Raw genomic sequence first — 21,998 nt, forward strand, 5'->3', positions numbered from 1 at the left:
TCCGGACGGGCTAGTTCTGGTTCAGCTCGGCGGAGATCGCGAGGGCGGCTTCCCGCAGGAGCGGCACGGCGCGGTCGGCAAAGTGCTGGTCCACGCGGGAGACCGGTCCGGAAACGGAAATGGCGGTCGGCGTCGGAGCGTTGGGGACGGCCATCGCGAAGCAACGGACGCCGATCTCCTGCTCTTCCTCGTCGATCGAGTAGCCGCGTTCGCGGATCCGGTTCAGATCGGCGAGGAGGGAGTCGATGTCCCCGATGCTCTTTGCCGTAGGAGTCGGCATGCCCGTGCGGGCCACGATCCCACGGACCACCTCGTCGTCGAGCTGGGCCAGGATGGCCTTCCCGACGCCGGTGTCGTGCGTATGGGCGCGGCGGCCCACCTCGGTGAACATGCGCATGGAGTGCAACGACGGAACCTGGGCAACGTAGATGACCATGTCGGAATCCAGCACGGCCATGTTGGACGTTTCGCCGAGCCGGTCCACGAGGGACTTCAACTGCGGACGGGCCAGGGCTCCGAGTTGCTTGTTGGCGCCTTCGCCAAGCCGGATGAGCCGGGGGCCCAGCGCGTAGCGACGATTGGGCAGTTGCCGGATGTAGCCGAGGGACACCAAAGTACGCAGCAGCCGGTGGATGGTGGGGAGCGGCAGGTCTGTCGACGACGACAGTTCGCTCAACGTGACGTCTCCGCCGGCGTCGGTGATGAGTTCCAGCAGTTCGAAGACGCGCTCGACGGACTGCACGCCTCCCGAGGGCTTTTCAGCCATTCCGTTGTCTCCTATGGCTCGGAATCCGACAACTCTTATCCGCATCGTGAAAAGAGTTGCTTAGAACACTCAAGATACAGCACGCGACGCCGGAATGCTTGCCCATCGATTAGGGCTTGTGTTTCCACTTCGTAGATAATAATATCCATAATACGAAAACATTCGGTTTGAGCGGAGGCCCGTTACGGGCCTTGTACGAGGAGGAAATTCAATGGCGAACCCGAGCCCCGGAAATTCGATCACCCTGCGCGTCGCCGCGCCGTCGAGCTTCACAGCCACGAGCGAGCTGGCCGCAGCCGTCGCCGCTGCCGGTGCGGCCGTCACCGCACTGGATGTGACCGAGTCGCACCACGACACTCTGGTTGTCGACGTCACCTGCAACACCACGGACGAAGACCACGCCAACCGCGTCAAGGACGCCCTCAACGCGCTCGACGGCGTCACGGTCCAGCACGTCTCGGACCGCACCTTCCTCATGCACCTGGGCGGCAAGCTCGAGGTCGTCCCGAAGGTGGCCCTGCGCAACCGCGACGACCTCTCGCGTGCCTACACCCCCGGCGTCGCACGCGTCTGCCTCGCCATCGCCGAGGACCCGGCCGCTGCCCGCAACCTGACCGTCAAGCGGAACACCATCGCCGTCCTCACCGACGGTTCGGCCGTTCTTGGCCTGGGCAACATCGGCCCGGCCGCAGCCCTGCCTGTCATGGAAGGCAAGGCCGCGCTGTTCAAGCAGTTCGCCAACGTCGACGCCTGGCCGGTCTGCCTGGACACCCAGGACACTGAAGAAATCATCATGATCGCCAAGGCCATGGCTCCGGTCTACGGCGGCATCAACCTTGAAGACATCGCAGCCCCGCGCTGCTTCGAAATCGAGAAGCGGCTCCGCGACGAGCTGGACATCCCTGTCTTCCATGACGACCAGCACGGAACGGCAATTGTCACCCTCGCGGCCCTCGTCAACGCATTGCGCGTCGTCGACAAGAAGCTGTCCGAGGTCAAGATCGTGGTCTCCGGCGTCGGCGCTGCGGGCTCGGCGATCATCCAGCTCCTCAAAGCCCAGGGCGCGCAGCACATCGTCGCCGCAGGCCGTTCCGGCGCCATCCACTCGGGCGAAAAGTACGACGACGAACACCGTTCCTGGATTGCCGCGAACACCAACGAGGCGGGCTTCTCCGGCACGCTGCATGAAGCCCTCAGGGGTGCCGACGTGTTCATCGGCGTCAGCGCTCCGCACGTGATCGGCGAAGAGCAGGTCGCCTCGATGGCCGAGGACGCGATCGTGTTCGCCATGGCCAACCCCACCCCGGAAATCGATCCGGTGATTGCGTCCAAGCACGCCGCGGTCGTCGCCACAGGCCGGAGCGACTTCCCCAACCAGATCAACAACGTGCTGGCCTTCCCGGGCTTCTTCCGCGGACTGCTCGACGCCGGAGCATCGGACATCATCCCGGAAATGCTCGTGGCCGCCGCAGAGGCTATCGCCAACCGGGTCGCAGATGATGAACTGAATGCGAGCTACATTATCCCCAGCGTCTTCGACCCCCACGTTGCCGCCGACGTCGCCGCAGCCGTTGCGAACGCAGCAAACGCAGCAAACGCGCGGCAGCAGCAAACGCAGGCCGCTAGCGCTCTCTAGGAAAGGACCATCCCATGGCTCTCACAGTCACAGACCCACGGCCGATCGAACGAGCCGAGGAGATCCTGACTCCCAAGGCGTTGGCCTTCGTGGAGGAACTGCACCGCCGTTTCGCGGGCACCCGCACTGAGCTCCTGGCGGCCCGCGTCACCAAGCGCGAAGAAGTGGCTCGCACCGGCCGCCTCGACTTCCTGCCCGAAACGCAGGACATCCGCGACGGCGACTGGAAGGTCGCCGAAGCACCCAAGGCCTTGCAGGACCGCCGGGTCGAGATGACCGGCCCGGCCTCCCCGGCCAAGATGGCCATCAACGCCCTGAACTCCGGCGCCAAGGTCTGGCTCGCCGACCTCGAGGACGCCAGCACCCCGACGTGGGCGAACGTCATCGACGCCATCCTCAACCTCCGCGACGCCGCCCAGGGCACCCTGAGCTACACCTCCCCCGAGGGCAAGGAATACCGGCTCCGGACGGACGCGCCGCTCGCCGTCGTCGTCGCACGCCCCCGCGGCTGGCACATGGACGAACGGCACCTGCTGCTCGACGGCGAACCCACCGTGGGCGCGCTGGTGGACTTCGGCCTGCACTTCTTCCACGTGGCCAAGCAGCTCCTGCTCAACGGCCACGGCCCGTACTACTACCTGCCCAAGATGGAAAGCCACCTCGAGGCCCGCCTGTGGAACGACATCTTCGTCTTCGCCCAGGACTACCTCGGCATCCCGCAAGGTAGCGTCCGCGCCACCATGCTGATTGAAACCATCCCGGCCGCATTCGAAATGGACGAGTTCCTCTACGAACTGCGGGACCACGCGTCCGGCCTGAACGCCGGCCGTTGGGACTACTTGTTCAGCATCGTGAAGTACTTCCGCGACGCCGGCGAGTCCTTCATCCTGCCGGACCGCGCGTCTGTGGTCATGACGGCCCCGTTCATGCGCGCCTACACCGAACTCCTGGTCAAGACCTGCCACAAGCGCGGCGCCTTCGCGATGGGCGGCATGGCTGCCGTCATCCCGAACCGCCGCGAACCCGAAGTCACGGCCCAGGCCTTCGAGAAGGTCCGCGCGGACAAGACCCGCGAGGCAAACGACGGTTTCGATGGTTCCTGGGTGGCCCACCCGGACCTCGTGTCCACCTGCCGCGAAGTATTCGACTCGGTGCTCGGCGATCCGGCAAACGGCGGCAAGCCGAACCAGCTGGACAAGCAGCGCCCCGAGGTCTTCGTGACTGCCGAGCAGCTGCTGGACATCTCCTCCGCCGGTGGCCACGTGACCGAGGCCGGGCTTCGCCTGAACCTCTACGTCGCCGTCGCCTACACCGCCGTATGGCTCTCCGGCAGCGGTGCCGTCGCGATCCACAACCTCATGGAAGACGCCGCCACGGCGGAAATCTCCCGCTCACAGGTATGGCAGCAGATCCGCAACAAGTCCGTTCTTGCCGACACGGGCAACACGGTCACCCGCGAACTGGTCACCCGGATCCTTGGCGAAGAGACCGATCGCCTGCGCACCGAGGTTGACGCCGAGTCCTTCGAGAAGTTCTACGAGCCGGCCAGCCGCCTGATCGCGGACATCTGTCTCTCCGAGGACTACACGGACTTCCTGACCACTCCCGCCTACGAGCTGGTGTAGGAATGGCCGCATCCTCCTTCTCTGCGGCAGATCTCGCCGCGATCGACTCCCGGCTGGCCGCCACCGACCAGCTCTTGGAGCGCAACTACCCCGGTGACGATGGCACCCGCCAGCCCGTGCACACGGTATACGTCCCGGCGGACCGTTTCACGCCGTCGCTCTCCGCTGAATGGGGCGCCCAGGCGATCACGACGGCGGAGGCCCACGGCGGACTCGAAAGGCTCGGCGCGCTGCTGGGCCAGGAGCCCGAACTGGCTGCCGCCGTCGCCGCCCGCGTGGCTGCCAAGTTGCGCAGCGAACCGATCGAGGACTTGCGCCTCGACTTCGAGGACGGCTACGGCGACCGGGGCGACGAAGCAGAAGACGTCGCTGCGGTAGCGGCGGCCCAGGCTGTCAGCGAGGCCGTTGCGGCGGGTTCCGCCCCGCCATTCATCGGCATCCGGTTCAAATGCTTCGAGGCCCCCACCCGGGCGCGTGGCCTGAGGACCCTGGACCTGTTCGTCTCCACTTTGGCCTCGGCCGGAGAGCTGCCCGAGGGCCTCATCCTGACCCTGCCGAAGGTCACCACGGTGGCCCAGGTGCAGGCAATGGACTTCGCTGTTTCCCGGCTCGAAGAGATCCACTCCCTTCCGGCAGGCCGGCTCCGCTTCGAAGTCCAGGTAGAGACGCCGCAACTGATTCTCGGCCCGGAGGGAACCTCCCCCGTGGCCCAGCTTCCGCACGCAGTTCCGGGCCGCATCAGCGCACTCCACTACGGCACCTACGACTACTCCGCTTCGCTGCAGATCTCCGCGGAGTACCAGTCCATGGAACACCCCGTGGCGGATTTCGCGAAGGAGGTCATGCAGTTGGCCGTCGCGGGAACGGGCATCCGGCTCTCAGACGGCTCCACCAATATCATCCCGGTGGGCGACAACGTGGAAAACGCGTGGAAGCTGCACGGCCGTTTGGTCCGCCGATCCCTTGAACGCGGCTACTACCAGGGCTGGGACCTGCACGCTGCCCAGTTGCCGAGCCGTTTCGCGGCAACGTATGCCTTCTACCGCGAGGGCCTGCCTGCTGCCGCGGCCCGCCTCCGCAACTATGTGGAGCGCACCGAAGGCGGCGTCATGGACGAACCTGCAACCGCCCGTGCCCTGGCCGCCTTCGTCCTGCGCGGCGTCCAGTGCGGAGCGGTGGGTTCAGAAGAAGTGCTGCGGCTTGCCGGCGTCGAACTCTCCCGGCTGATCGCATTGGCGCATCCGCGGCTCGCACACACCACCTCCAAGTAAGGATCCAATGATGGGCAACTACTACTATCCCCAGGGCGGGCTGCCGCCGCAGACCCACCTCACCACGGAACGGGCCATCGTCACCGAGGCCTACACGGTGATCCCCAAGGGTGTCATGACCGACATCGTGACCAGCACCCTTCCGGGCTTCTCCAACACCCGCTCCTGGATCCTGGCCCGCCCGATCTCCGGGTTTGCCACCACGTTCTCCCAGCTCATCGTCGAGATCGGCCCGGGAGGCGGCGCTCCCAAGGCCGAGTTCGAGGCGGGCGTTGAAGGCGTTGTCTTCGTCACCAAGGGCAACGTCAACCTGACCCTCGACGGCGAACTTCACCAGCTTGAGGAAGGCGGTTATGCCTACTTGGCCGCCGGTGCCTCGTGGGGCCTGGAAAACGTCTCCGACGACATCGTCTCCTTCCAATGGATCCGCAAGGCCTACGAACGGCTTGAGGGTTACGAGGCAAAGTCATTCGTCACGAGTGATGCCGAGGTGGAACCCACCGCGATGCCGGATACCGACGGCGCCTGGAAGACCACCCGATTCACGGATTCCAGCGACCTGGCCCACGACATGCAGGTGAACATTGTGACCTTCCAGCCGGGCGGGGTCATCCCGTTCCCGGAGACCCACGTCATGGAGCACGGCCTCTACGTGCTTGAGGGCAAAGCAATGTACCTGCTCAACAACGACTGGGTGGAGGTGGAAGCCGGCGACTTCATGTGGCTCCGCGCCTTCTGCCCGCAGGCGTGCTACGCCGGCGGACCGGGCCAGTTCCGTTACCTGCTGTACAAGGACATGAACCGGCAGATCAAGCTGACCTAGGGGTTTCCATCCCGGCTAGCCCAACTGACTCGCAGTTAATGTCGTTATGAGCGTTCATAACGACATTAACTGCGGGGCCCACGCCGCCAGGGTTCCCTGGCCGTGGGGCCCCGCCGGCGAGGGTCCCTGCCTGAGCTTGCGAAGGTTGGTAGCCGGCGGGGACTTGCGAGGCGAGGGTGGCGGTGGGGACAGTTGGGTTTGCGCCGCACCCACGATCTCAGCGTTGACCCCCTCGCTTCGGAAGAGGACGATCGAAACTACGGGGGCAAGGGCGCCAGCCGTTGCCCTGCAGCGTAGCTTCAGGAGGCCGCAATGGAGGCTGCGCGGGCCTCTCGGACTTCCCGCGTATCCCGGACTTCCCGGCGAGCGCGGGCGGCCGTCGTCCTGGCTTTGACCTTGGCGTCCGGCGCTTGCACCTACCCTCTGACAGGTGAACCCCCGGCGGGTAGCCCGTCGTCCGATTCGCAAGCAGCCCTTCCGGAATCCCCTGTTGCGGACTTCTTCGCGCATGAAATGCTCAACCGGGGCGCACCGGCCGTTGTCGTCCAGATCAAAGTCCGGGGCCGGGAATGGTCCCAGGCCTACGGGAGCCAAGACGTCGAGACCGGCGAACCGGTAGCCGTGAACGACCGGATCCAGGCCGGCGGCATCACACAGTCGATGGTGGCGGTCTCGGTGCTCAAGCTGGTCCAGGAAGGAAAGCTGGGCCTTGAGGACCCCGTCACGGAGTACTTCCCGGAATTCGAGCAGCTCGTCCATCCGCCGGGTCCAGTCACGGTGCGTTCACTGTTGAACCACAGCTCCGGCCTGCCCGGCGCCCCGGAAGCCATCTTGAAGGCCATGCCGACCAAACAAGCCATCGACACGAGGTTCGGCATCGAGGACTACCTCCGGATGGCCGGGACCGTACCGTGGGCCCACGCAAACTTCCAGCTCTTCCGCTACTCGGACGCCAACTATTTCGCCTTGGCCGCGATCGTACAGAAACTCCGAGGCCGGCCGATCGGGGATGTCCTGAAGTCAGATATCTTTGTGCCGCTCGGAATGAGCCACACCTCGCTGGCGGCCGAGCCGGACCGGGATGCGCGCGACATGATCCAGAGCTATGAATTCATCGACGGCGAGCGCATCAATGCCTCGCAGCCGGAGTATCTCGTCGCTTCTCCCGCAGAGGGAGTCATCTCCACGGTGGGCGATATCAACACGTTCTATGCTGCGCTCATGCAAGGCAGGCTACTCGCAGCGGATACCCTCCGCGACATGCAAACCCCGTGGCAGGAGAACCACGGACTTGGGCTGCAGCGTTGGAATGACGAATGCACGAACGGCTTCTACTACGGCTACGGCGGCAGCACCTGGTTTGCCAGCATCGCGTTGACCACTACCGACGGGAGCCGCCAGATAGCCATGAGCTTCGCCTATCCATCCGACACGGACAAACACATCGAGTCGACGGACGGCAGCGGCCAGCCGGAGTTCGAGCAACTCCTGCAGGTGGCCGTCGCGGCCATGAACGGGCTCTGCTGAGTCGCGACGCATCCTGCTAGGGTCTGTGCATGGATGAAAAACTGGGGAAATTCATCGAGGACTTCGGAACGCTGACAAGGCTGGCCCAGTTTGGGTTGGACCATGCCGATGACGGCGAACAACTTATGCAGGCACTGACCGGGCACCTCGGCGTGCCCGCACATGAACTGTCCGTCGTGGCGGAGGAGATCCCGCAGCATCGCTTGGTGGATGTGGACATCGTGATGGAAGGGCTAGCTGGCCGCGACCCGGACTGGCGGCTGGTAGGAATCGGCGGCGGCGATCAGCGCCACCATATGTCGTTCAGCGACATGGTGCAGCAATCCCGCGGCTACCCGCATTTTCCCCTCACCCAGCCGGACTACAGCAACCTGGCCACGGGTCCGGACCAACAGCGCCAGGCCGTTGCACTGGGGCTGTGGCTCTTTGACTACGCCGGATCGCCCGTAGCGGTCCTCCAGCGCGATGCCAAACTGGATCGCGGCCGGCAAACCGCGTTACTTGAAGTCCTGGCTGTGCGCCCTGGGGTCTCATCCGAGCTCCTTGCCGAGGTGCGGCGCGAGATGGAGCACCAAAGCGTCATCAAAGGCCAAGTCATCGCGCTTTCCGTCAGCGACTACAGGCCGAACATCAGCGGAGTGACCTTCATCAAGCGTCCGGAACTCGCCAGCAGCGATGTGGTCCTTCCGGACGGGCTTCTCAATAAGGTGGAAGGCCACACCCTGGGCATTGCCCGGCAAGCGGACATCCTTGCGGCACACGGACAGCATCTCAAACGCGGCGTCCTGCTCCACGGTGCGCCCGGGACGGGCAAGACACACACGGTCCGCTATCTGTTAAGCCAAAGCGAGGGCACGACGGCGGTGCTCCTCTCCGGCGGTTCGCTCGCCAGGATTTCCGAAGCGGCCAAGATCGCGAGGGCCTTGGCGCCGTCCATCGTGGTGCTGGAGGATTGCGACCTGATCGCTGAAGACCGCAGCTTTGGCCATGGCCCCAAACCGCTGCTCTTCGAGGTGCTCGATGCGATGGACGGGCTCGACGACGACGCCGACGTCGCGTTCGTGCTGACCACTAACCGGGTGGACGTTTTGGAAAGGGCCCTCGCCCAGCGGCCAGGACGCGTGGACCTGGCGGTGGAAATCCCGCTTCCGTCCAAGCATGAGCGGGTGGAACTTTTGCGGCTGTATTCCGACGGACTCGCGTTCTCCCCCTCGGCGATCGAAGCCGCCGCGGCCCACACGGCCGGCACCACGGCGTCGTTCGCGAAGGAACTCATCCGACGATCGGTGGTCGCGGCAGCGTTGGCGGGCCAGCCTCCCACCGATTCACACTTGAGCGACGCAGTAGGCCAACTCATTGCCGACGGCGAAGCCCTGACCCGTAGCCTGCTCGGGAGCAACGGCCGCGAGCCCTTCGCAAAGGAGTAGCTCAAGCTCAGAGCGCCAAGGACGCGCTCACTCCGCGGTTCCCTTTTGTTCGGGTTCCTGGTCCGCGGGCGTCCATGTGAGCTTGACCGTGGCTCCGCCGTTGTTCTCGTCGATCCTCATGCGCAGTTCCTCGCCATAGAGGAACTCGTGTTCAAAATGCCGTCCGTCAATGCGAGCCGCATCCAGGAGCTTCGCCATCGCCGTTGCCATCGCCCGGCCCCAGTCATGCGGATTCTTGCTGGACGCTTGTTCAAGGGCTGAATAGCTGACCATAAATCAATTGTTCTCCGGCGCGCGGACTTCTGCCAGCTTCAATCTTGGCGCAGGGTTCATGACCTTTGGGACGGGTCAGTTGGCGGTGTCCGGGGGCAGGCGGAGTCCCGCCGCGGCCATATCCGCGGCCAGGACACCGCCGAGCTTGGCGTGCCCGGCCGGATTCAAGTGCACACCGTCCACGAGATCGCCCTCCACGTGATATTTGGTGATCCAGTCCCCAACGCTAAAGAATGTCGCTCCGGCCTTTGCCGCAATGTCGCCCAGCAGTGTGTCAACCTGCGTACGGCGGCCCCCGCCAGCGTCGGCGCCCTTGGCGAGGGTTCCGATCATCGCGATCTTCGCCAGCGGATACCTCTTTCTGAGGGCTGCGATGAGCCTGTTGGCATTGCTCGTGATCTGCTCATCACTCACTTTGCGGGCGGCGTCGTTGCCTCCGCCTTGGACCACGATCAGGGGTGGTGTCCCGTAGGGGAGTACCCAGTCTCCGCGTTGCAGCGCGTCGATGTAGTTGCCAGTGTCGCTCGTGGCGGCTACGAAGCCCGTGCCTCCGCGGCCAACTGTGTACACCTTGTAGCCGATGGAGCCCAGGGCTGCCCGTGGCCAAGATCCCTCAGGCTGGGCCTGGGAGTCCCCAATGAGGACGGCGGTGTGCCGGACGTCCGCGAGGATGATTTCGTTCCGGTTGTTGCTGGGGTTCTTGTACAAGGACCCCACAGGAAGCTTTGACGGATCCTGACCGGAATCAGGTTTCTTGGGACCTTGGCCCGCTGCCGCTGGACTCCCCGAGGGGGCAACGGGTGCCGGTGTCTGCCTTGCGCCGGATGAGTCGCTCGGTTGAGCAGGCGCCTGTGAACAGCCTGCCAAAAGGACTCCGGCGGCGATCACGGATGCAGCGGAGCGGAATATGCGAGATTTGTGCATCGACCTGTCCCGGGCTTGCTTTCTGTTCGTTTAAGCGTTGTAGAAGGAACTTTCCATTGCTCACAGACCGGTGGCGGAACGAGCCGACAGCCTGCCTACGTCGGAGTCTATTGGATCGGGACGGGGAAGGTCACGGCGAGGTGGGAATTATCCTCGCCGGACGCCCGGTGTGGAAGAATTTCATTTCGCAGCCCCATCCTTCCGACGCACAGAGAGGAACCCCGTGCACGCACCGGCGCCCGAGCCGGAAACCCAAGCTGTCCCCGATGTCCGCTTGCGGCGATCACGGACGGGAAGACTGCGCTCAGCGCAGCTCACGTTGGGTTTTGTCATCGTCTTCTGGGGATTGGGAGCGCTGACCTCCAGCCTCGCCACGGGGCCGGATGCGCAATTGCGGCTCAATTTCGCCCTTACGCCCCGCTCGATACCTGATCACTGGTGGGCCGCTGTGACCTCCGCTTTCTGGGCCAGGGACCTGACGGGCTATGTTCTGGAAACTGCTTTGGTGCTGCTGCTGGGTATTCCGTTGGAACGGCGAATGGGACGGCGGGCGTACGCAATCGCCGCGGTCTCCACCCAGATTCTGGGCGTTGGCATTGCCCTTGGATTCCTTGCCTTGGCCCAGGGGTTGCTCGGCAGCTGGACAGCGGAGATAGGGAGCCACCTCTTCGTGGGACCTAGTGCGTTCATCATCGGTACCGCCATGGCGGGTACTGCCTCCATGGCGACCTTGTGGAGGCGCCGGATCCGGCTTGTCGCCTTCGCCTTGTTGCTCCTCCTGGCCCTGTACAGCGGAGGGTTTGCGGACTTGGTCAGGCTCGGCGCCGCAGGTGCGGGCACGGTCCTCGGGCCGCTGCTGATGGGCCGGCGGCCGCGGTTTGCGCGCCCGGTCAGTTCCCGGCACGAAGGCCGGGTGCTGCTCTCGCTGCTCATTGCCGCATCGGCGATCGGTCCGGTAGTCGCCGGCCTCATACCGCATGCGGTAGGACCGTTGTCCATCCTGCGTTTCCTGTTTACCAACATCCAGCCCGTCGATCCCCAAACGCTCCAGGGCGTGTGCTCGGATCCGGCGCAAGCGAAAGACTGCGCCGTCGCGCAGCTGCAGTTGCGCGCCGGTGCCGGCGGAATCTTCATGGCCATCCTTCCGTCCTTCCTCCTGCTGTTGCTTGCGGAGGGCCTTCGCCGCGGACGGCGCTTTGCCTGGGTGGGGACCCTTTTGATCCAGTTAGGCCTTTCCGTCCTGGCCGGAATTGCTCTGGCCGGAGTCTTGCAGCCGACTGCTTCGGCTACCGGCGCGAGCGAGGGGATTGTCGCAATCGAAGGATCGGCTTCCTCGCAGCCGTTCACCCTGGCCTTGCCGCTGCTTCTGCCCCTCGCGCTGACCATTATTCTGCTCGCGACCAGGCGGCTGTTTCATGTCCAAGCGCCGAAAGGGACGTACAGACGCCTCGCTGTGCGGGTACTTGCAATAGCGGCCGTGCTCAGTGTCGTCTATGTCGGCGCAGGGCTCTTGCTCGCGCAGGAATTCTCCCCGGTGCCAGGGCTGCCGGATCTACTGGCGGATGTCCCTGACCGGTTCCTTCCGCTGGGCTTCGTCCTGGATGTGCCTCCGGCGATATTCCCCCAAGGCACGGCCGCCGTTCTCGTATACGAAGGCGTCGGGGTCGTCTTTTGGGCGGTCGCGGGTGTTCTGATCTTCAGGACCTTCCTCCACCAGGCCCACACCCGGCACGACGCCAGTACGGAGCGTGCCCGGAAGGTCATCAAGACATGGGAGGGAAGCTCGCTGTCCTGGATGACCACTTGGCCGGGAAATATGTACTGGTTCTCCGCTTCCGGGCACTCCTTTGTTGCTTACCGCGTCAGCACGGGGGTTGCACTCACGCTGGGCGGCCCGGTGGGACCCAAATCCGAGATGACCACTGTCTTCGAAGAATTTGCCCGCTACTGCAGGGGCAACGGGTGGACGCCGTGTTTCTACTCCGTACCCCAGGAATTGCGCGACCACGCGGATTCCTCCGGATGGAGCTCTGCACAAGTAGCCCAGGAGACGGTCCTGCCATTGCATTCGGTCTCCTTCAAGGGAAAGAAGTTCCAGGACATCCGCACGGCGTTGAACAATGCCGCGAAGGCGGGCATCCGCTACGAATGGACGAGTTACGCCTCGGCTCCTTTCTCGGTCCAGGTCCAAATCGAGGAAATCTCCGAAGAATGGGTAGCAGACAGGAACATGCCCGAAATGGGCTTTACCCTGGGAAGCCTCGACGAACTCGACGACCCCGAGGTGCGCTGCCTGCTTGCAATCGACCAGCGCCACACAGTCCACGCAGTCACGTCCTGGTTGCCCGTGTACCGCAACGGGCACATCGTGGGCTGGACCCTCGATTTCATGCGGCGCCGTAGCGGCGGCTTCCGTGCCAGCATCGAATTCCTCATCGCTTCCGCGGCCCTCAGCCTCAAGGATGAAGGATGCGAATTCGTGAGCCTCTCGGGAGCACCCCTGGCTCGGGTCGAAGAGGATCCTTCCGAGATGCCGCTCCCAAGGCGACGATCCCGGCCTCCGGGCAGCCTCGACCGCTTGCTCGACTGGTTGGGGGCGACTTTGGAACCTGTGTACGGGTTCAGGTCCCTCTTGGCCTTCAAGGCAAAATTCCAGCCCCTGTACGAGCCGCTCTACATGCTCTACCCGGACGCCGCTTCCCTGCCTGCCGTCGGGACCGCAGTGGCACGGGCCTACCTGCCAATGCTCAATCTCGGAGCAGGGCTGGCCTTGGCAGGCCGGATCTTCCGCTGGCCAAAGCGCTCCGGAACGTCAGGTCTAAGCGGCCCCTGAAGCCGCCGACGACGAGTCCGACAGGGAGCCCGACGTCGGGACCCCGCCGATCGGGACATTGCTGTGGTGCGCTTTGCCGTGGTGGAGCTGCAAAGCACTGAGCACCAGGCCGAAATGGCTGAAGGCCTGGGGCGTATTGCCGAGTTGGCGGCCCGCATGTGCGTCCCATTCTTCGCTCAGGAGGCCCACATCATTGCGCAGGGCCAGGAGCCTGTCGAAGAGGGCTGTCGCCTCTGCTCGGCGCCCCGCGCCCAAGAGGGCGTCGACCATCCAGAAGGAACACGCAAGGAAGACGCCCTCCCCGCCCGGCAGTCCGTCGTCGCTGTCTTGCGGACGGTAGCGCAGCACAAAGCCGTCTTCCGTCAGCTCACGCTGGATGGCGTCAATGGTGCCGATCACGCGCGGATCGTCGTGCGGCAGGAAGCCCACTTTGGGGATGAGGAGAAGGCTCGCGTCCAGCTCCTTGCTCCCGTAGGACTGGACGAAAGTATTGCGGCCCGCGTCGAATCCGTGCGTCATGACTTCGTCATGGATCGTGTCCCGCAAAGCCTCCCAGCGATCTAGCGGACCGGGCATCCCGGATTCACGGATTCCGCGGACCATGCGGTCAGCCGCGACCCAGGCCATCACCTTTGAGTGCACGAAGTGGCGCCGCGGGCCGCGTACTTCCCAGAGCCCGTTGTCCGGTTTGTCCCAGGTGCTCTCGAGGTGGCGCATCAGTGCGGTCTGGATAGCCCAGGACTCATCGCCGACTGTCATCAGCGATGCCCGGGTCAGGGACAGGCAATCAAGGACTTCCCCCCAGACGTCCAGCTGGAGCTGCTCCGCTGCCGCATTCCCGATGCGTACGGGCTTCGAACCCTGGTATCCGGAAAGCCACGTCAGCTCCGTCTCGGGCAATCGCCGGCGACCGTGCAGGCTGTACATGATCTGGAGGTCGGCCGGGTCGCCGGCCACTGCGCGGAGTAGCCAATCCCGCCACGCGCTTGCCTCCTCGGTGTAGCCCGCGGCCAGGAAGGCTTGAAGGGTCAACGTGGCATCACGCAGCCAGCAATAGCGGTAGTCCCAGTTCCGCGGTCCGCCGATCTGTTCTGGGAGCGAGGTGGTGGCGGCGGCAACAATGCCTCCGGTAGGCGCATAGGTGAGGGCCTTCAGCGTGATCAAGGAACGCTGAACGGCCTTCCGGTAAGGCCCCCGGACGGTGGAACGCTTGGACCAATCCGTCCAGAATGCTGCGGTGTCCTCAAGCGCGATGTCTGCCTCGACCGTGCGTGGCCGCCGTTCGTGGCTGGGCGCCCAGGTCAGGACGAAGGGGATGTGGTCACCGGCGTTCACCGTGAATTCGCTGACCGTGGTGAAGTCCTTGCCTATCAACGGCGCCGGGGTCTTGAGGTAGACGGAGTCCGGACCGGCAACCGCGCGGAGGCCGTGCCTGTCACGGCGAACCCAGGGCACGACGTGCCCATAGTCGAACCTCAGGATCAGCTCCCCACGCATCTTGACCGTCCCGCGAATCCCTTCAACCACCCGCACGATGTCCGCGACGGCGTCGCGCGGCGGCATGAAGTCGATGACACGGACGTGCCCTTCTTTGGTTTCCCAGTCCGTTTCCAGGATGAGGGTTCCGTCCCGGTACTGGCGGCGCGTGCAGATTCCCCCGGTTTCAGGTGCCAGGAGCCAGCGCCCTGCTTGGGGGGAATCCAGGAGCGCGGCGAAGCATGCGGGCGAATCGAAACGCGGGAGGCACAGCCAGTCTATGGAGCCCGCCGTGCTGACCAGGGCTGCGGTGTGCAGGTCCCCGATCATTGCATAGTCTTCGATTCTTTGGCCGGTAGACGGTTGACCGTTCACAGTCCCTTCCCTAGTGCTGATTCGATGGCAGCTATGGCCTTGGCCGTGATCTCTTCCCGCCGGCCGGAACCATCCACGGCGAGCACGATTCCGCGCTCGGAGTATCGCTCGACCACGGCCTGCGTCTCGTTGCGGTAAAGCTCCAGGCGACGCCGGATCACCTGTGCCGTGTCATCGCTTCGGCCCTGTTCCTGCGCCCTGAGGAGCATCCGCGCGACGAGCTGGTCGTCATCGACCGTTAGTTCGACGACGGCATCGAGCTGCTGCCGGTTGCCAGCCAAAATGCCGTCCAGCGCCTCGATCTGCGCCGTCGTTCGGGGATATCCGTCCAGGAGGAATCCTGCCAGGACATCGGCGTTGCCAAGCCGCTGACGGACCATGGCATTCGTGACGTGATCCGGGACGAACTCGCCGCTGTCTATGTACTTGCTGGCTTCGGCTCCGAGTTCTGTCTTGCCGCCGACGTGCGCGCGGAAGATGTCTCCCGTGGAAATGGCAGGTATGCCGAAATGACCGGCGATGTGCTCAGCCTGGGTACCTTTGCCCGAGCCAGGAGGCCCCATGATGATCAATCGCAAGTGTCACCTGTCCGTTCGTGAAGCGGTTTTGCGTGCCCCGGCGTTGTGGCTTGAGCTTAGCAACTGTGGAGCGCTCGCGGCAGGGCTGCGGCCGGCTGCTTCAGACCGTCGCGGGGTCGGTGTTGGCGCCGCAGAGGATCACGGCCACCCGCTCCCCTTCTGCGGGAACATACGCTCCGGAGTTCACGGCCGCGAAAGCGGCGGCTGCGCCATGTTCCACAACAATCCGGTACTGCTCCCAGAGCAGGGCGCGCGCCGCGGCGATGTCGTCGTCGGACACCAGGACCGTCCGGACGCCGGTGCGGACGGCCACCTCGAAGCCGATCCGGCCGATCTGCCGGGCGCCCAGGGAATCTGCGGCGATCCCGGAGACGGCAACGTCAACGGGTGCGCCCGCAGCGAGGGCCGAATAGAGGGTGGGAGCATTGTCCGGCTCGACGCCGACAACCCTGGCGTGGCCTTCGACGGCGGCCGCGATTCCCGCCATCAGCCCGCCGCCTCCTACGGCCACCACCACGGTGTCTATCCCGCCCAGTTGTTCCAGGAGTTCCGAGCCGACGGTGCCGGCGCCAGCGGCGATTTCGGCTTGATCGTAGGCGTGGCAATAGACTGCACCGGTTTCCGCGGCGTAGTCGAGGGCGGCCTCAAACGCTTCGGCGTACTCGGTTCCGCGCTGGACCACCGTGGCTCCGCTGGCCTTGAGTTTCTTGACCTTCACTGCGGGTGCGGTTTCGGGGACAAAAACGGTCGCCGGCACACCGAGTTGCGCCGCGGCATAGGCATTCGCCAGGCCCGCGTTGCCTCCCGAGGCGACGACGATTCCAACATCGTCCTTCAGCTCACCGCGCTCCCGCGCGGCGAGCACGCGGTTGAAAGCACCCCTCGCCTTGAACGTCCCCGTGTGCTGCATGAACTCGCATTTGAACCACAATTGCCCGGGCACCGTTCCGGCATCCGCTTCGAAAACGGGGGTGCGGCGGATCCTTCCGGCAATCCGGGAGGCAGCTTCATCGACGTCGACGCGTGTGATCATGGGAAGTCCTCGTTCCGTGGGGTCAGAGCAAGTGCAGGGCTAAGACTCAGGCTATCGGGACTCGACGTCGGCCGTTCCGAGCTGCTGCCGGCGGGCCTCGCGGTTCCGCCACCAACGGCGGGCAAGGTCAACTGCGGCCCAGATTCCGGCGAGGGGAGACAGCACGACGACGCCGTAGATGAAGATCATCCACGTCAGGATCGCCAAGGGCTGCTGCGCTCCGCTCAACCAGGACAACCCGCCGAGCAAGCCGATTGTCCAGAACAAAACCACGCCCAAGAGCACTGCTCCCGCCGGAAAGTACTCGCTCCTCACAACAGCCATCAGTGTCTCCACCGGCTGCCACCTGCCTTCCATCACCGCACCCGAATAACTTCAGTATGCATCCGGGAAAACGCCCGACACGGCCAGCGCGCGGGCGAAGTGACGAACATAACCGTTGGGGCCGTGTCGCCACGGATTTCCGGGCCTATGTGACGCGTGGAATGCCGGCGTAGTCTGTAAGCACGCACGGTTGATAGCTGGAAAAATGGCTCCGAAGAACAGCCCGAAAAGTGGTTTGGCCAGGGTCCTGCGAAGGGTCTTCGGATTCTTCGTGGTGAGTGCCATCTGTGGCGTGCTGGCCGCCGGATTGGTAGTCCCCGGTGTGGCGTCGGCCGGGATGGCCGTCAGCGGTTCGATCAAGTACTTCGACAACCTTCCGGGTGACCTGGTGGTGAACGCGCCGTCGCAGTCCACCAAGGTGCTCAGCGCAGACGGAAAGACGATCGCCACCTTTTATGCCGAGAACCGTGTGAGGGTCAGCATTGACCAAATGTCGCCCTACATCAAGGACGCGATTGTCGCCGTCGAGGACAGCCGCTTCTACGCGCACGGCGGCATCGATCCCCAAGGGATTCTCCGGGCATTGGCGTCCAACTTCACGAAGGGCACCAACGAGGGCGCGTCGACCCTGACCCAGCAGTACGTAACCAACGTGCTCAACGAGTCCCGTCTGGCGGCAGGCCAGACCGGACAGGTGGTGCTCAGCGGACAGAAGACCATCGGCGACAAGGTCCGGGAAATGAAACTTGCCGTCGAACTCGAAAAGAAATTCACGAAGGACCAGATCCTGGAGGGCTACCTCAATATCGTGTTCTTCAACCGGGACGCGTACGGAATCGAAGCCGCGGCGGAGCACTTCTTCAGCGTTTCCGCCAAGGACCTCAGCCTTCCACAGGCCGCACTCCTCGCCGGCCTGGTCAACAGTCCCAGCTACTTCGACCCCTCCGTCCATCCGGACAACTCCATCCAACGCCGCAACCTTGTGCTGTCCGACATGCTCGCGCAGCACAAGATCCAACAGGCAGCGTATGCAGCGGCCGTCGCCACTCCCCTCAAGCTCAACATCACGCCAGGGAAGCAAGGCTGCGCCGCAGCAGACATGGCCGTATACTTCTGCGACTACATCTCCCACCTCATCCTCAACGACCCTGTATACGGTGCCAGCGTCACGGACCGGGAACAGCTTCTGTACCGCGGCGGGTTGACGATCACCACCACCTTGGACAGCCGCCTGCAGGCAGTGGCACAGCAGCAGGTTGATGCCACGGCAGGGGCAAACCCGGACAAATGGGGCGCCTCCTTGGTCTCGGTGCAGCCCGGCACGGGCAAGATCCTGGCCATGGCACAGAACACGGTTTTCCTGGCCGCGCCCGGCAAATTCGATACCCAACTCAACTTCAACGTTGATTCCGTGGACGCCAACGGCAATGATCTCAACGGAGCCGGAGGCTTCCAGCCAGGTTCCGCCATGAAGCCGTTCACTTTCACTGAGTGGCTCAACGAGGGCAGGTCCATGACCACCGAGGTGGACGCGTCGCGGAGGGTCTATCCACTCGGATTCCCCTGGAGGGACAGCTGCGGGAAGGTACTCGGCGGCTACAGCACGGCCCAGAGAGTCGCCGGCCTTGGCACGGCTGACGATCTCCGCAACAACGACGAGGGCTACTACCGCCCGATGCCCGTCAACTACGGACTCTACAACTCCATCAACACCGCAACCTTTGCCGAGGCAGCCCAACTGGACTTCTGCGGCATCCAGAAAGTGGTGGATGCGGTGGGTCTCCACAGTGGCGTGGACAACGCACCCGTGAACATGCACCAATTGGGCAATCTCCTCGGCGGGACGGAAATATCGCCGCTCGTAATGGCCGACGCCTTTGCCACTTTCGCCAACGACGGCACGTACTGCGCACCGATCGCCATTGTGGGCATCACGGATCCATCCGGCGGGAAGCTGCCCGCCCAAGCCAGTTCATGCCGCCCGGCCATCAAGCCCGAGGTTGCCCGCGGCGTCGACTCCGTGCTCCAGGACGTCCTGAAACGGGGATCCGGCATCTACATTCAACCGAAGGTCCAGGATTTGTTCCCTACCGCGGCAAAAACGGGAACGAACAACAGCAACGGCTCCACCTGGGTGGTCGGATTCACCACCGGGCTCGCCACCGCGTCTTTCTTCGGCGACACCATGGCAGGACAGAGCCGGCCCGGACAGAACGTCACCATCAACGGCAAGTTCTACACGGCCATCGACGGCTACATGCTGGCTGGCCCCCAGTGGGCCAACTACATGACGCAAGTAGCCGGGCTGTACCCGGCGGCAGCCTTCCCGGCGCCGCCCGCGTCCATGGCGGGGACACCCACGCCGAGTCCTACCCGCTGAGTTTCAGAATTCCTGTCCAGTGGCACGGATCATCACTTCGGAGACGTCGACGCCGGGTGGCTGCGCGAGTGCCCAGAGCATGGTTCCTGCCACGGACTCCGGAGGGATAGCGGCGTCGGGAGCGTTCTTCGAAGATCACTCACGAATCGAGCCATGCACGTAGCGGTACAAGGCTTGCCGGGAAGTCATCCCTGTCTTCTTCAGCGCCCTTGAGATGTGGTTCTCGACCGTGCGCAGGCTAATCGCGAGCCGGGCAGAAATCTCGATGTTTGTTTGACTGCCGGCAAGTATTGCGACTTCGATCTCCCGGGCCGACAAGGTCGGCGACAGTTCATGACCAATATTGAGGCCGAGGTGTTCGCCTGCCATCGGAAACCTGCCGTCGAAAAGCCGGTCTGCCTGCTGCAGAGCAGCAGCCCCCGTCCTATCCCGTTCCAAAAGACGACGCTTGGATGCGCCTTTGAGCAGCAAGCGGACGGCGTGCAGATCGGCATCCGGCCGGTATTCGTCCAAGAGGATGTTGAGCAGCCTGTGGTCATCGTCTACCACTGCTTCGGCGATGGCCAAAAACTGGTCGTGGGATGTGACCTTCGAGTTCCGAAAGACGTGTTCCGCCCGATCAAGGACCTCACGGCTCGGAAGCAGGCACAAGACGAAAACCGAAGCGTAGGCGGCTTCCGTGAGGAAGCCGCGATCCAATTGGGCGTCGATGAGGGTAATGGCACTCGCGTCAAAGGATTGCGGATCGTCGTACCGCTGGGCAAAGAGGTCAAAAACGCCCTTGCCAGTCCCCGGAAGAGGGCCGATATCGGCAACATGTGTCCTGGCTTGGGCACCCAACGAGGCGGGCTCTTTCCCCTCGCCCGTTAAAGCCCGGAGTCCGACGAGTCGAAGCATGGCGTCATGCAGGGCACTCGCGAGGAATCCCGGGCGGCCGAGCGCGAACACACTGCTCATCATCAGATCGGCCTCCTGGCTGAACCCCGATTGTGTAAGAGCCAGGGCGGCCACGTAGCTGTTCGCGACGAAGCCGAACCTGTCAAGGCCGCGGCGGGCCTCGCTGCGTCTGTTCAGTGAGAACACCAAAGCCTCGTCTAAGCGCCCCGCGACCAGCAGGGCCAGTCCCCGGACGAATGGCTCGATGCCCGAAGCCAAACCGAAATCATCAGTTGACTCCAGGGCCTTGAGTGCCGCCCGTCCATCGAAGCGGTAGACCTCCAATATGGCCCGCACCACGGTCAGGACCCCACTCTGCGGATGTGCCTTTCCGTAGCTGTCCAGGATCTCGCCCAGGTTTGCCGGCATTCGGTCGTAGGAGGCTGCGAGGAACAGGCCGAAACCCTCGGCCTCGGCCTTCTGCTGGGGACTGAGTGCGGCAAGTTCGGCGAGCATACCTTCAGTGGCTGCTACGTCATCGCCGCGCGTGATTGCCCAGAGCGCCCGCGTCATAGTGAAGAAAAGAGAGTCCTCCGGGTTGCCGTTGGCCACGACGGTGTGGCCAAAGACGTGTTCGATCCGCTCCGGGTCTATGGGTCCGCCCCAGTAGAACTTGAGGAACGCGGCCGCGTTGGCCATGCTTGGGTCCGCCGCCCACTGTTCGTAATGGGCTTCCTCCCGCACGCGCAGCTGTTCTTGGAAGTGACAGGCAGCCAGCGTGCCTCCCGCTCCTGATTCTTCCCTCAACTGCCCGACGGCGGCGGCAACAGAGAGCGTCATGAATCGCCCATCCCCTGGGGCGGGCGCGAGCGCCTCGGCAACGTTTTCGATCGGTTTGACCAGTACCCGACGAGAGGACAAAACGTGATTATCACGAAAGTAGTCGATCAGGAGGGGCGGATTTGCGGCCACGCAGAGCTCACCGTTGGCCTCTTCGGACACTGCGACCACACCACGCCCTCCGAGCCTGTCGAGCATTGTTGTGGCAACGATCGAATGTAAGGAGGCGACCGTCCGGGTGCCTAGCATCGACAATGCGTGCAGCGCGATAAGCTCATCGGGTTCGAGGCCTTGGAGGAGTGCTTCGACCGTTCCGCGGAGATCCTCGTTCCAAAGGGTATGGCCGGTCATTCGCCATTCTCCCTCGCAGAGCGTGAGCAGCTTGTTGAGGACGCCGCTTTGGGCCATCCTCACCACCAACTTGGGGTTGCCCGCGGACTTCATCTGGATGTGGGCGGTGACATCGACGTCCGCTGGGGCAGAAAGTGTTTCCGCGACAAGCTGGTTGACTTGGTCGTAGCGGAGTGACGGGAGCCGGACTTGTGCTTCCGGCCATCGTTCCGGGATGAGCACGGAGGTCCTCGGATAAATCGGCGAATCGTCCATGGACATGATCAGCGGCCGCTGGGACCGTCTTTGCGCGATGTCCAGGACAGCGAGGGACTCATCATCAAGCAGGTCGATATCGTCGACCACAATGATCCTTGATCCGCGTTGCGAAAGTTGTTCGGCGAGAACGTCAGCCATGCCCAAAGGACCCGTGTGGCGCGCACGCGTATCCAGGCCAAGGGAAGCGATTCCGGCGAGCGGCGTCTGTCGGAGAAGGCGGGCTCCAAACAGGCTGTAAACCTCGGCGCCGCTCTTTTCGAGTTCCGTGATGATTTCGCGGATTACAGTCGACCGACCGCTTCCAGCGCGACCAACAATTCGCACGCTAACCCCGCGCGCAGCAAGGCCTAGCCTCGATCTTTCACGAGGCAGGATTTCGGCGGGGTCAGGGCTTACTGGCTG

Annotated in this window: 16 protein-coding genes; 8 read left to right on the forward strand and 8 right to left on the reverse strand. The window is 64.0% G+C overall.

Annotation, left to right across the window (positions count from 1 at the left end; genetic code table 11):
* Nucleotides 1-10: 10 nt before the first annotated feature.
* Complete coding sequence (locus AC4CS3_RS22155) at nt 11-766, reverse strand: IclR family transcriptional regulator (RefSeq protein WP_059389461.1); 756 nt, start codon at nt 764-766, stop codon at nt 11-13.
* Between the two features lie 211 nt (nt 767-977).
* Here AC4CS3_RS22155 and AC4CS3_RS22160 point away from each other — a divergent pair, with 211 nt between their 5' ends.
* From AC4CS3_RS22160 to AC4CS3_RS22185, 6 genes are all read left to right on the forward strand, one after another.
* Complete coding sequence (locus AC4CS3_RS22160) at nt 978-2,402, forward strand: NAD-dependent malic enzyme (protein ID WP_490785257.1); 1,425 nt, start codon at nt 978-980, stop codon at nt 2,400-2,402.
* A 14-nt stretch (nt 2,403-2,416) separates the two neighbouring features.
* On the forward strand, nt 2,417-4,027 hold the full coding sequence (aceB, locus tag AC4CS3_RS22165; protein WP_490785258.1) for a malate synthase A: 1,611 nt from the start codon (nt 2,417-2,419) through the stop codon (nt 4,025-4,027).
* A gap of 2 nt (nt 4,028-4,029) precedes the next feature.
* Nucleotides 4,030-5,298, forward strand: a complete 1,269-nt coding sequence (locus AC4CS3_RS22170; RefSeq protein ID WP_490785259.1) for a DUF6986 family protein — start codon at nt 4,030-4,032, stop codon at nt 5,296-5,298.
* Nucleotides 5,299-5,308: 10 nt separating this feature from the next.
* Nucleotides 5,309-6,121, forward strand: a complete 813-nt coding sequence (locus AC4CS3_RS22175) for a bifunctional allantoicase/(S)-ureidoglycine aminohydrolase (RefSeq protein ID WP_441413654.1) — start codon at nt 5,309-5,311, stop codon at nt 6,119-6,121.
* 312 nt (nt 6,122-6,433) lie between these two features.
* On the forward strand, nt 6,434-7,648 hold the full coding sequence (locus AC4CS3_RS22180; protein ID WP_490785260.1) for a serine hydrolase domain-containing protein: 1,215 nt from the start codon (nt 6,434-6,436) through the stop codon (nt 7,646-7,648).
* 29 nt (nt 7,649-7,677) lie between these two features.
* Nucleotides 7,678-9,075, forward strand: coding sequence for an AAA family ATPase (locus tag AC4CS3_RS22185; protein ID WP_490785261.1), 1,398 nt, complete (start codon nt 7,678-7,680; stop codon nt 9,073-9,075).
* Nucleotides 9,076-9,102: 27 nt separating this feature from the next.
* On the opposite strand, the gene AC4CS3_RS22190 is transcribed toward AC4CS3_RS22185, so the two are convergent.
* Nucleotides 9,103-9,348 carry a hypothetical protein gene (locus AC4CS3_RS22190; protein WP_437771448.1) on the reverse strand — a complete coding sequence of 82 codons (246 nt, stop codon included), beginning with the start codon at nt 9,346-9,348 and terminating at the stop codon, nt 9,103-9,105.
* Between the two features lie 75 nt (nt 9,349-9,423).
* Nucleotides 9,424-10,056, reverse strand: coding sequence for an SGNH/GDSL hydrolase family protein (locus AC4CS3_RS22195; RefSeq protein WP_439181032.1), 633 nt, complete (start codon nt 10,054-10,056; stop codon nt 9,424-9,426).
* A 439-nt stretch (nt 10,057-10,495) separates the two neighbouring features.
* On the opposite strand from AC4CS3_RS22195, the gene AC4CS3_RS22200 reads away from it, so the two are divergent.
* Entirely contained in the window at nt 10,496-13,105 is a 2,610-nt protein-coding gene (locus tag AC4CS3_RS22200) for a bifunctional lysylphosphatidylglycerol flippase/synthetase MprF (protein ID WP_490785262.1), read from the forward strand.
* On the opposite strand, the gene AC4CS3_RS22205 is transcribed toward AC4CS3_RS22200, so the two are convergent.
* The 4 genes from AC4CS3_RS22205 to AC4CS3_RS22220 all read right to left on the reverse strand — a co-directional run bounded on the left by AC4CS3_RS22205 (nt 13,091) and on the right by AC4CS3_RS22220 (nt 16,891).
* A complete protein-coding gene (locus AC4CS3_RS22205; RefSeq protein ID WP_490785268.1) occupies nt 13,091-14,911 on the reverse strand; it encodes a glycoside hydrolase family 15 protein in 1,821 nt (606 codons plus the stop codon). The genes AC4CS3_RS22200 and AC4CS3_RS22205 overlap by 15 nt on opposite strands.
* 41 nt (nt 14,912-14,952) lie before the next feature.
* A complete protein-coding gene (locus AC4CS3_RS22210; protein ID WP_490785269.1) occupies nt 14,953-15,528 on the reverse strand; it encodes an adenylate kinase in 576 nt (191 codons plus the stop codon).
* Between the two features lie 106 nt (nt 15,529-15,634).
* On the reverse strand, nt 15,635-16,567 hold the full coding sequence (locus AC4CS3_RS22215; RefSeq protein WP_490785263.1) for a threonine/serine dehydratase: 933 nt from the start codon (nt 16,565-16,567) through the stop codon (nt 15,635-15,637).
* Nucleotides 16,568-16,618: 51 nt separating this feature from the next.
* The gene (locus AC4CS3_RS22220; RefSeq protein ID WP_490785264.1) at nt 16,619-16,891 is read right to left on the reverse strand and encodes a hypothetical protein; all 273 of its coding nucleotides are present in this window, start codon (nt 16,889-16,891) and stop codon (nt 16,619-16,621) included.
* Nucleotides 16,892-17,096: 205 nt separating this feature from the next.
* Between AC4CS3_RS22220 and AC4CS3_RS22225 the strand changes: the two genes are divergently transcribed.
* Complete coding sequence (locus tag AC4CS3_RS22225) at nt 17,097-19,271, forward strand: transglycosylase domain-containing protein (RefSeq protein ID WP_490785265.1); 2,175 nt, start codon at nt 17,097-17,099, stop codon at nt 19,269-19,271.
* A gap of 135 nt (nt 19,272-19,406) precedes the next feature.
* Here AC4CS3_RS22225 and AC4CS3_RS22230 read toward each other — a convergent pair.
* The coding region (locus AC4CS3_RS22230) for a response regulator transcription factor (protein ID WP_490785266.1) at nt 19,407-21,998 on the reverse strand (2,592 nt) is incomplete at its 5' end.

Source organism: Arthrobacter sp. SE2 (assembly GCF_058244265.1).

What these genes read in the sequence shown, in the direction of transcription:
- AC4CS3_RS22175 (WP_441413654.1), top strand. Translation starts at nt 5,309, where the DNA reads ATGGGCAACTACTACTATCCCCAGGGCGGGCTGCCGCCGCAGACCCAC.
- AC4CS3_RS22160 (WP_490785257.1), top strand. Translation starts at nt 978, where the DNA reads ATGGCGAACCCGAGCCCCGGAAATTCGATCACCCTGCGCGTCGCCGCG.
- AC4CS3_RS22225 (WP_490785265.1), top strand. Translation starts at nt 17,097, where the DNA reads ATGGCTCCGAAGAACAGCCCGAAAAGTGGTTTGGCCAGGGTCCTGCGA.
- AC4CS3_RS22220 (WP_490785264.1), bottom strand. Translation starts at nt 16,891, where the DNA reads ATGGCTGTTGTGAGGAGCGAGTACTTTCCGGCGGGAGCAGTGCTCTTG.
- AC4CS3_RS22155 (WP_059389461.1), bottom strand. Translation starts at nt 766, where the DNA reads ATGGCTGAAAAGCCCTCGGGAGGCGTGCAGTCCGTCGAGCGCGTCTTC.
- AC4CS3_RS22185 (WP_490785261.1), top strand. Translation starts at nt 7,678, where the DNA reads ATGGATGAAAAACTGGGGAAATTCATCGAGGACTTCGGAACGCTGACA.
- AC4CS3_RS22180 (WP_490785260.1), top strand. Translation starts at nt 6,434, where the DNA reads ATGGAGGCTGCGCGGGCCTCTCGGACTTCCCGCGTATCCCGGACTTCC.
- AC4CS3_RS22170 (WP_490785259.1), top strand. Translation starts at nt 4,030, where the DNA reads ATGGCCGCATCCTCCTTCTCTGCGGCAGATCTCGCCGCGATCGACTCC.
- AC4CS3_RS22190 (WP_437771448.1), bottom strand. Translation starts at nt 9,348, where the DNA reads ATGGTCAGCTATTCAGCCCTTGAACAAGCGTCCAGCAAGAATCCGCAT.
- AC4CS3_RS22215 (WP_490785263.1), bottom strand. Translation starts at nt 16,567, where the DNA reads ATGATCACACGCGTCGACGTCGATGAAGCTGCCTCCCGGATTGCCGGA.
- aceB (WP_490785258.1), top strand. Translation starts at nt 2,417, where the DNA reads ATGGCTCTCACAGTCACAGACCCACGGCCGATCGAACGAGCCGAGGAG.
- AC4CS3_RS22205 (WP_490785268.1), bottom strand. Translation starts at nt 14,911, where the DNA reads ATGATCGGGGACCTGCACACCGCAGCCCTGGTCAGCACGGCGGGCTCC.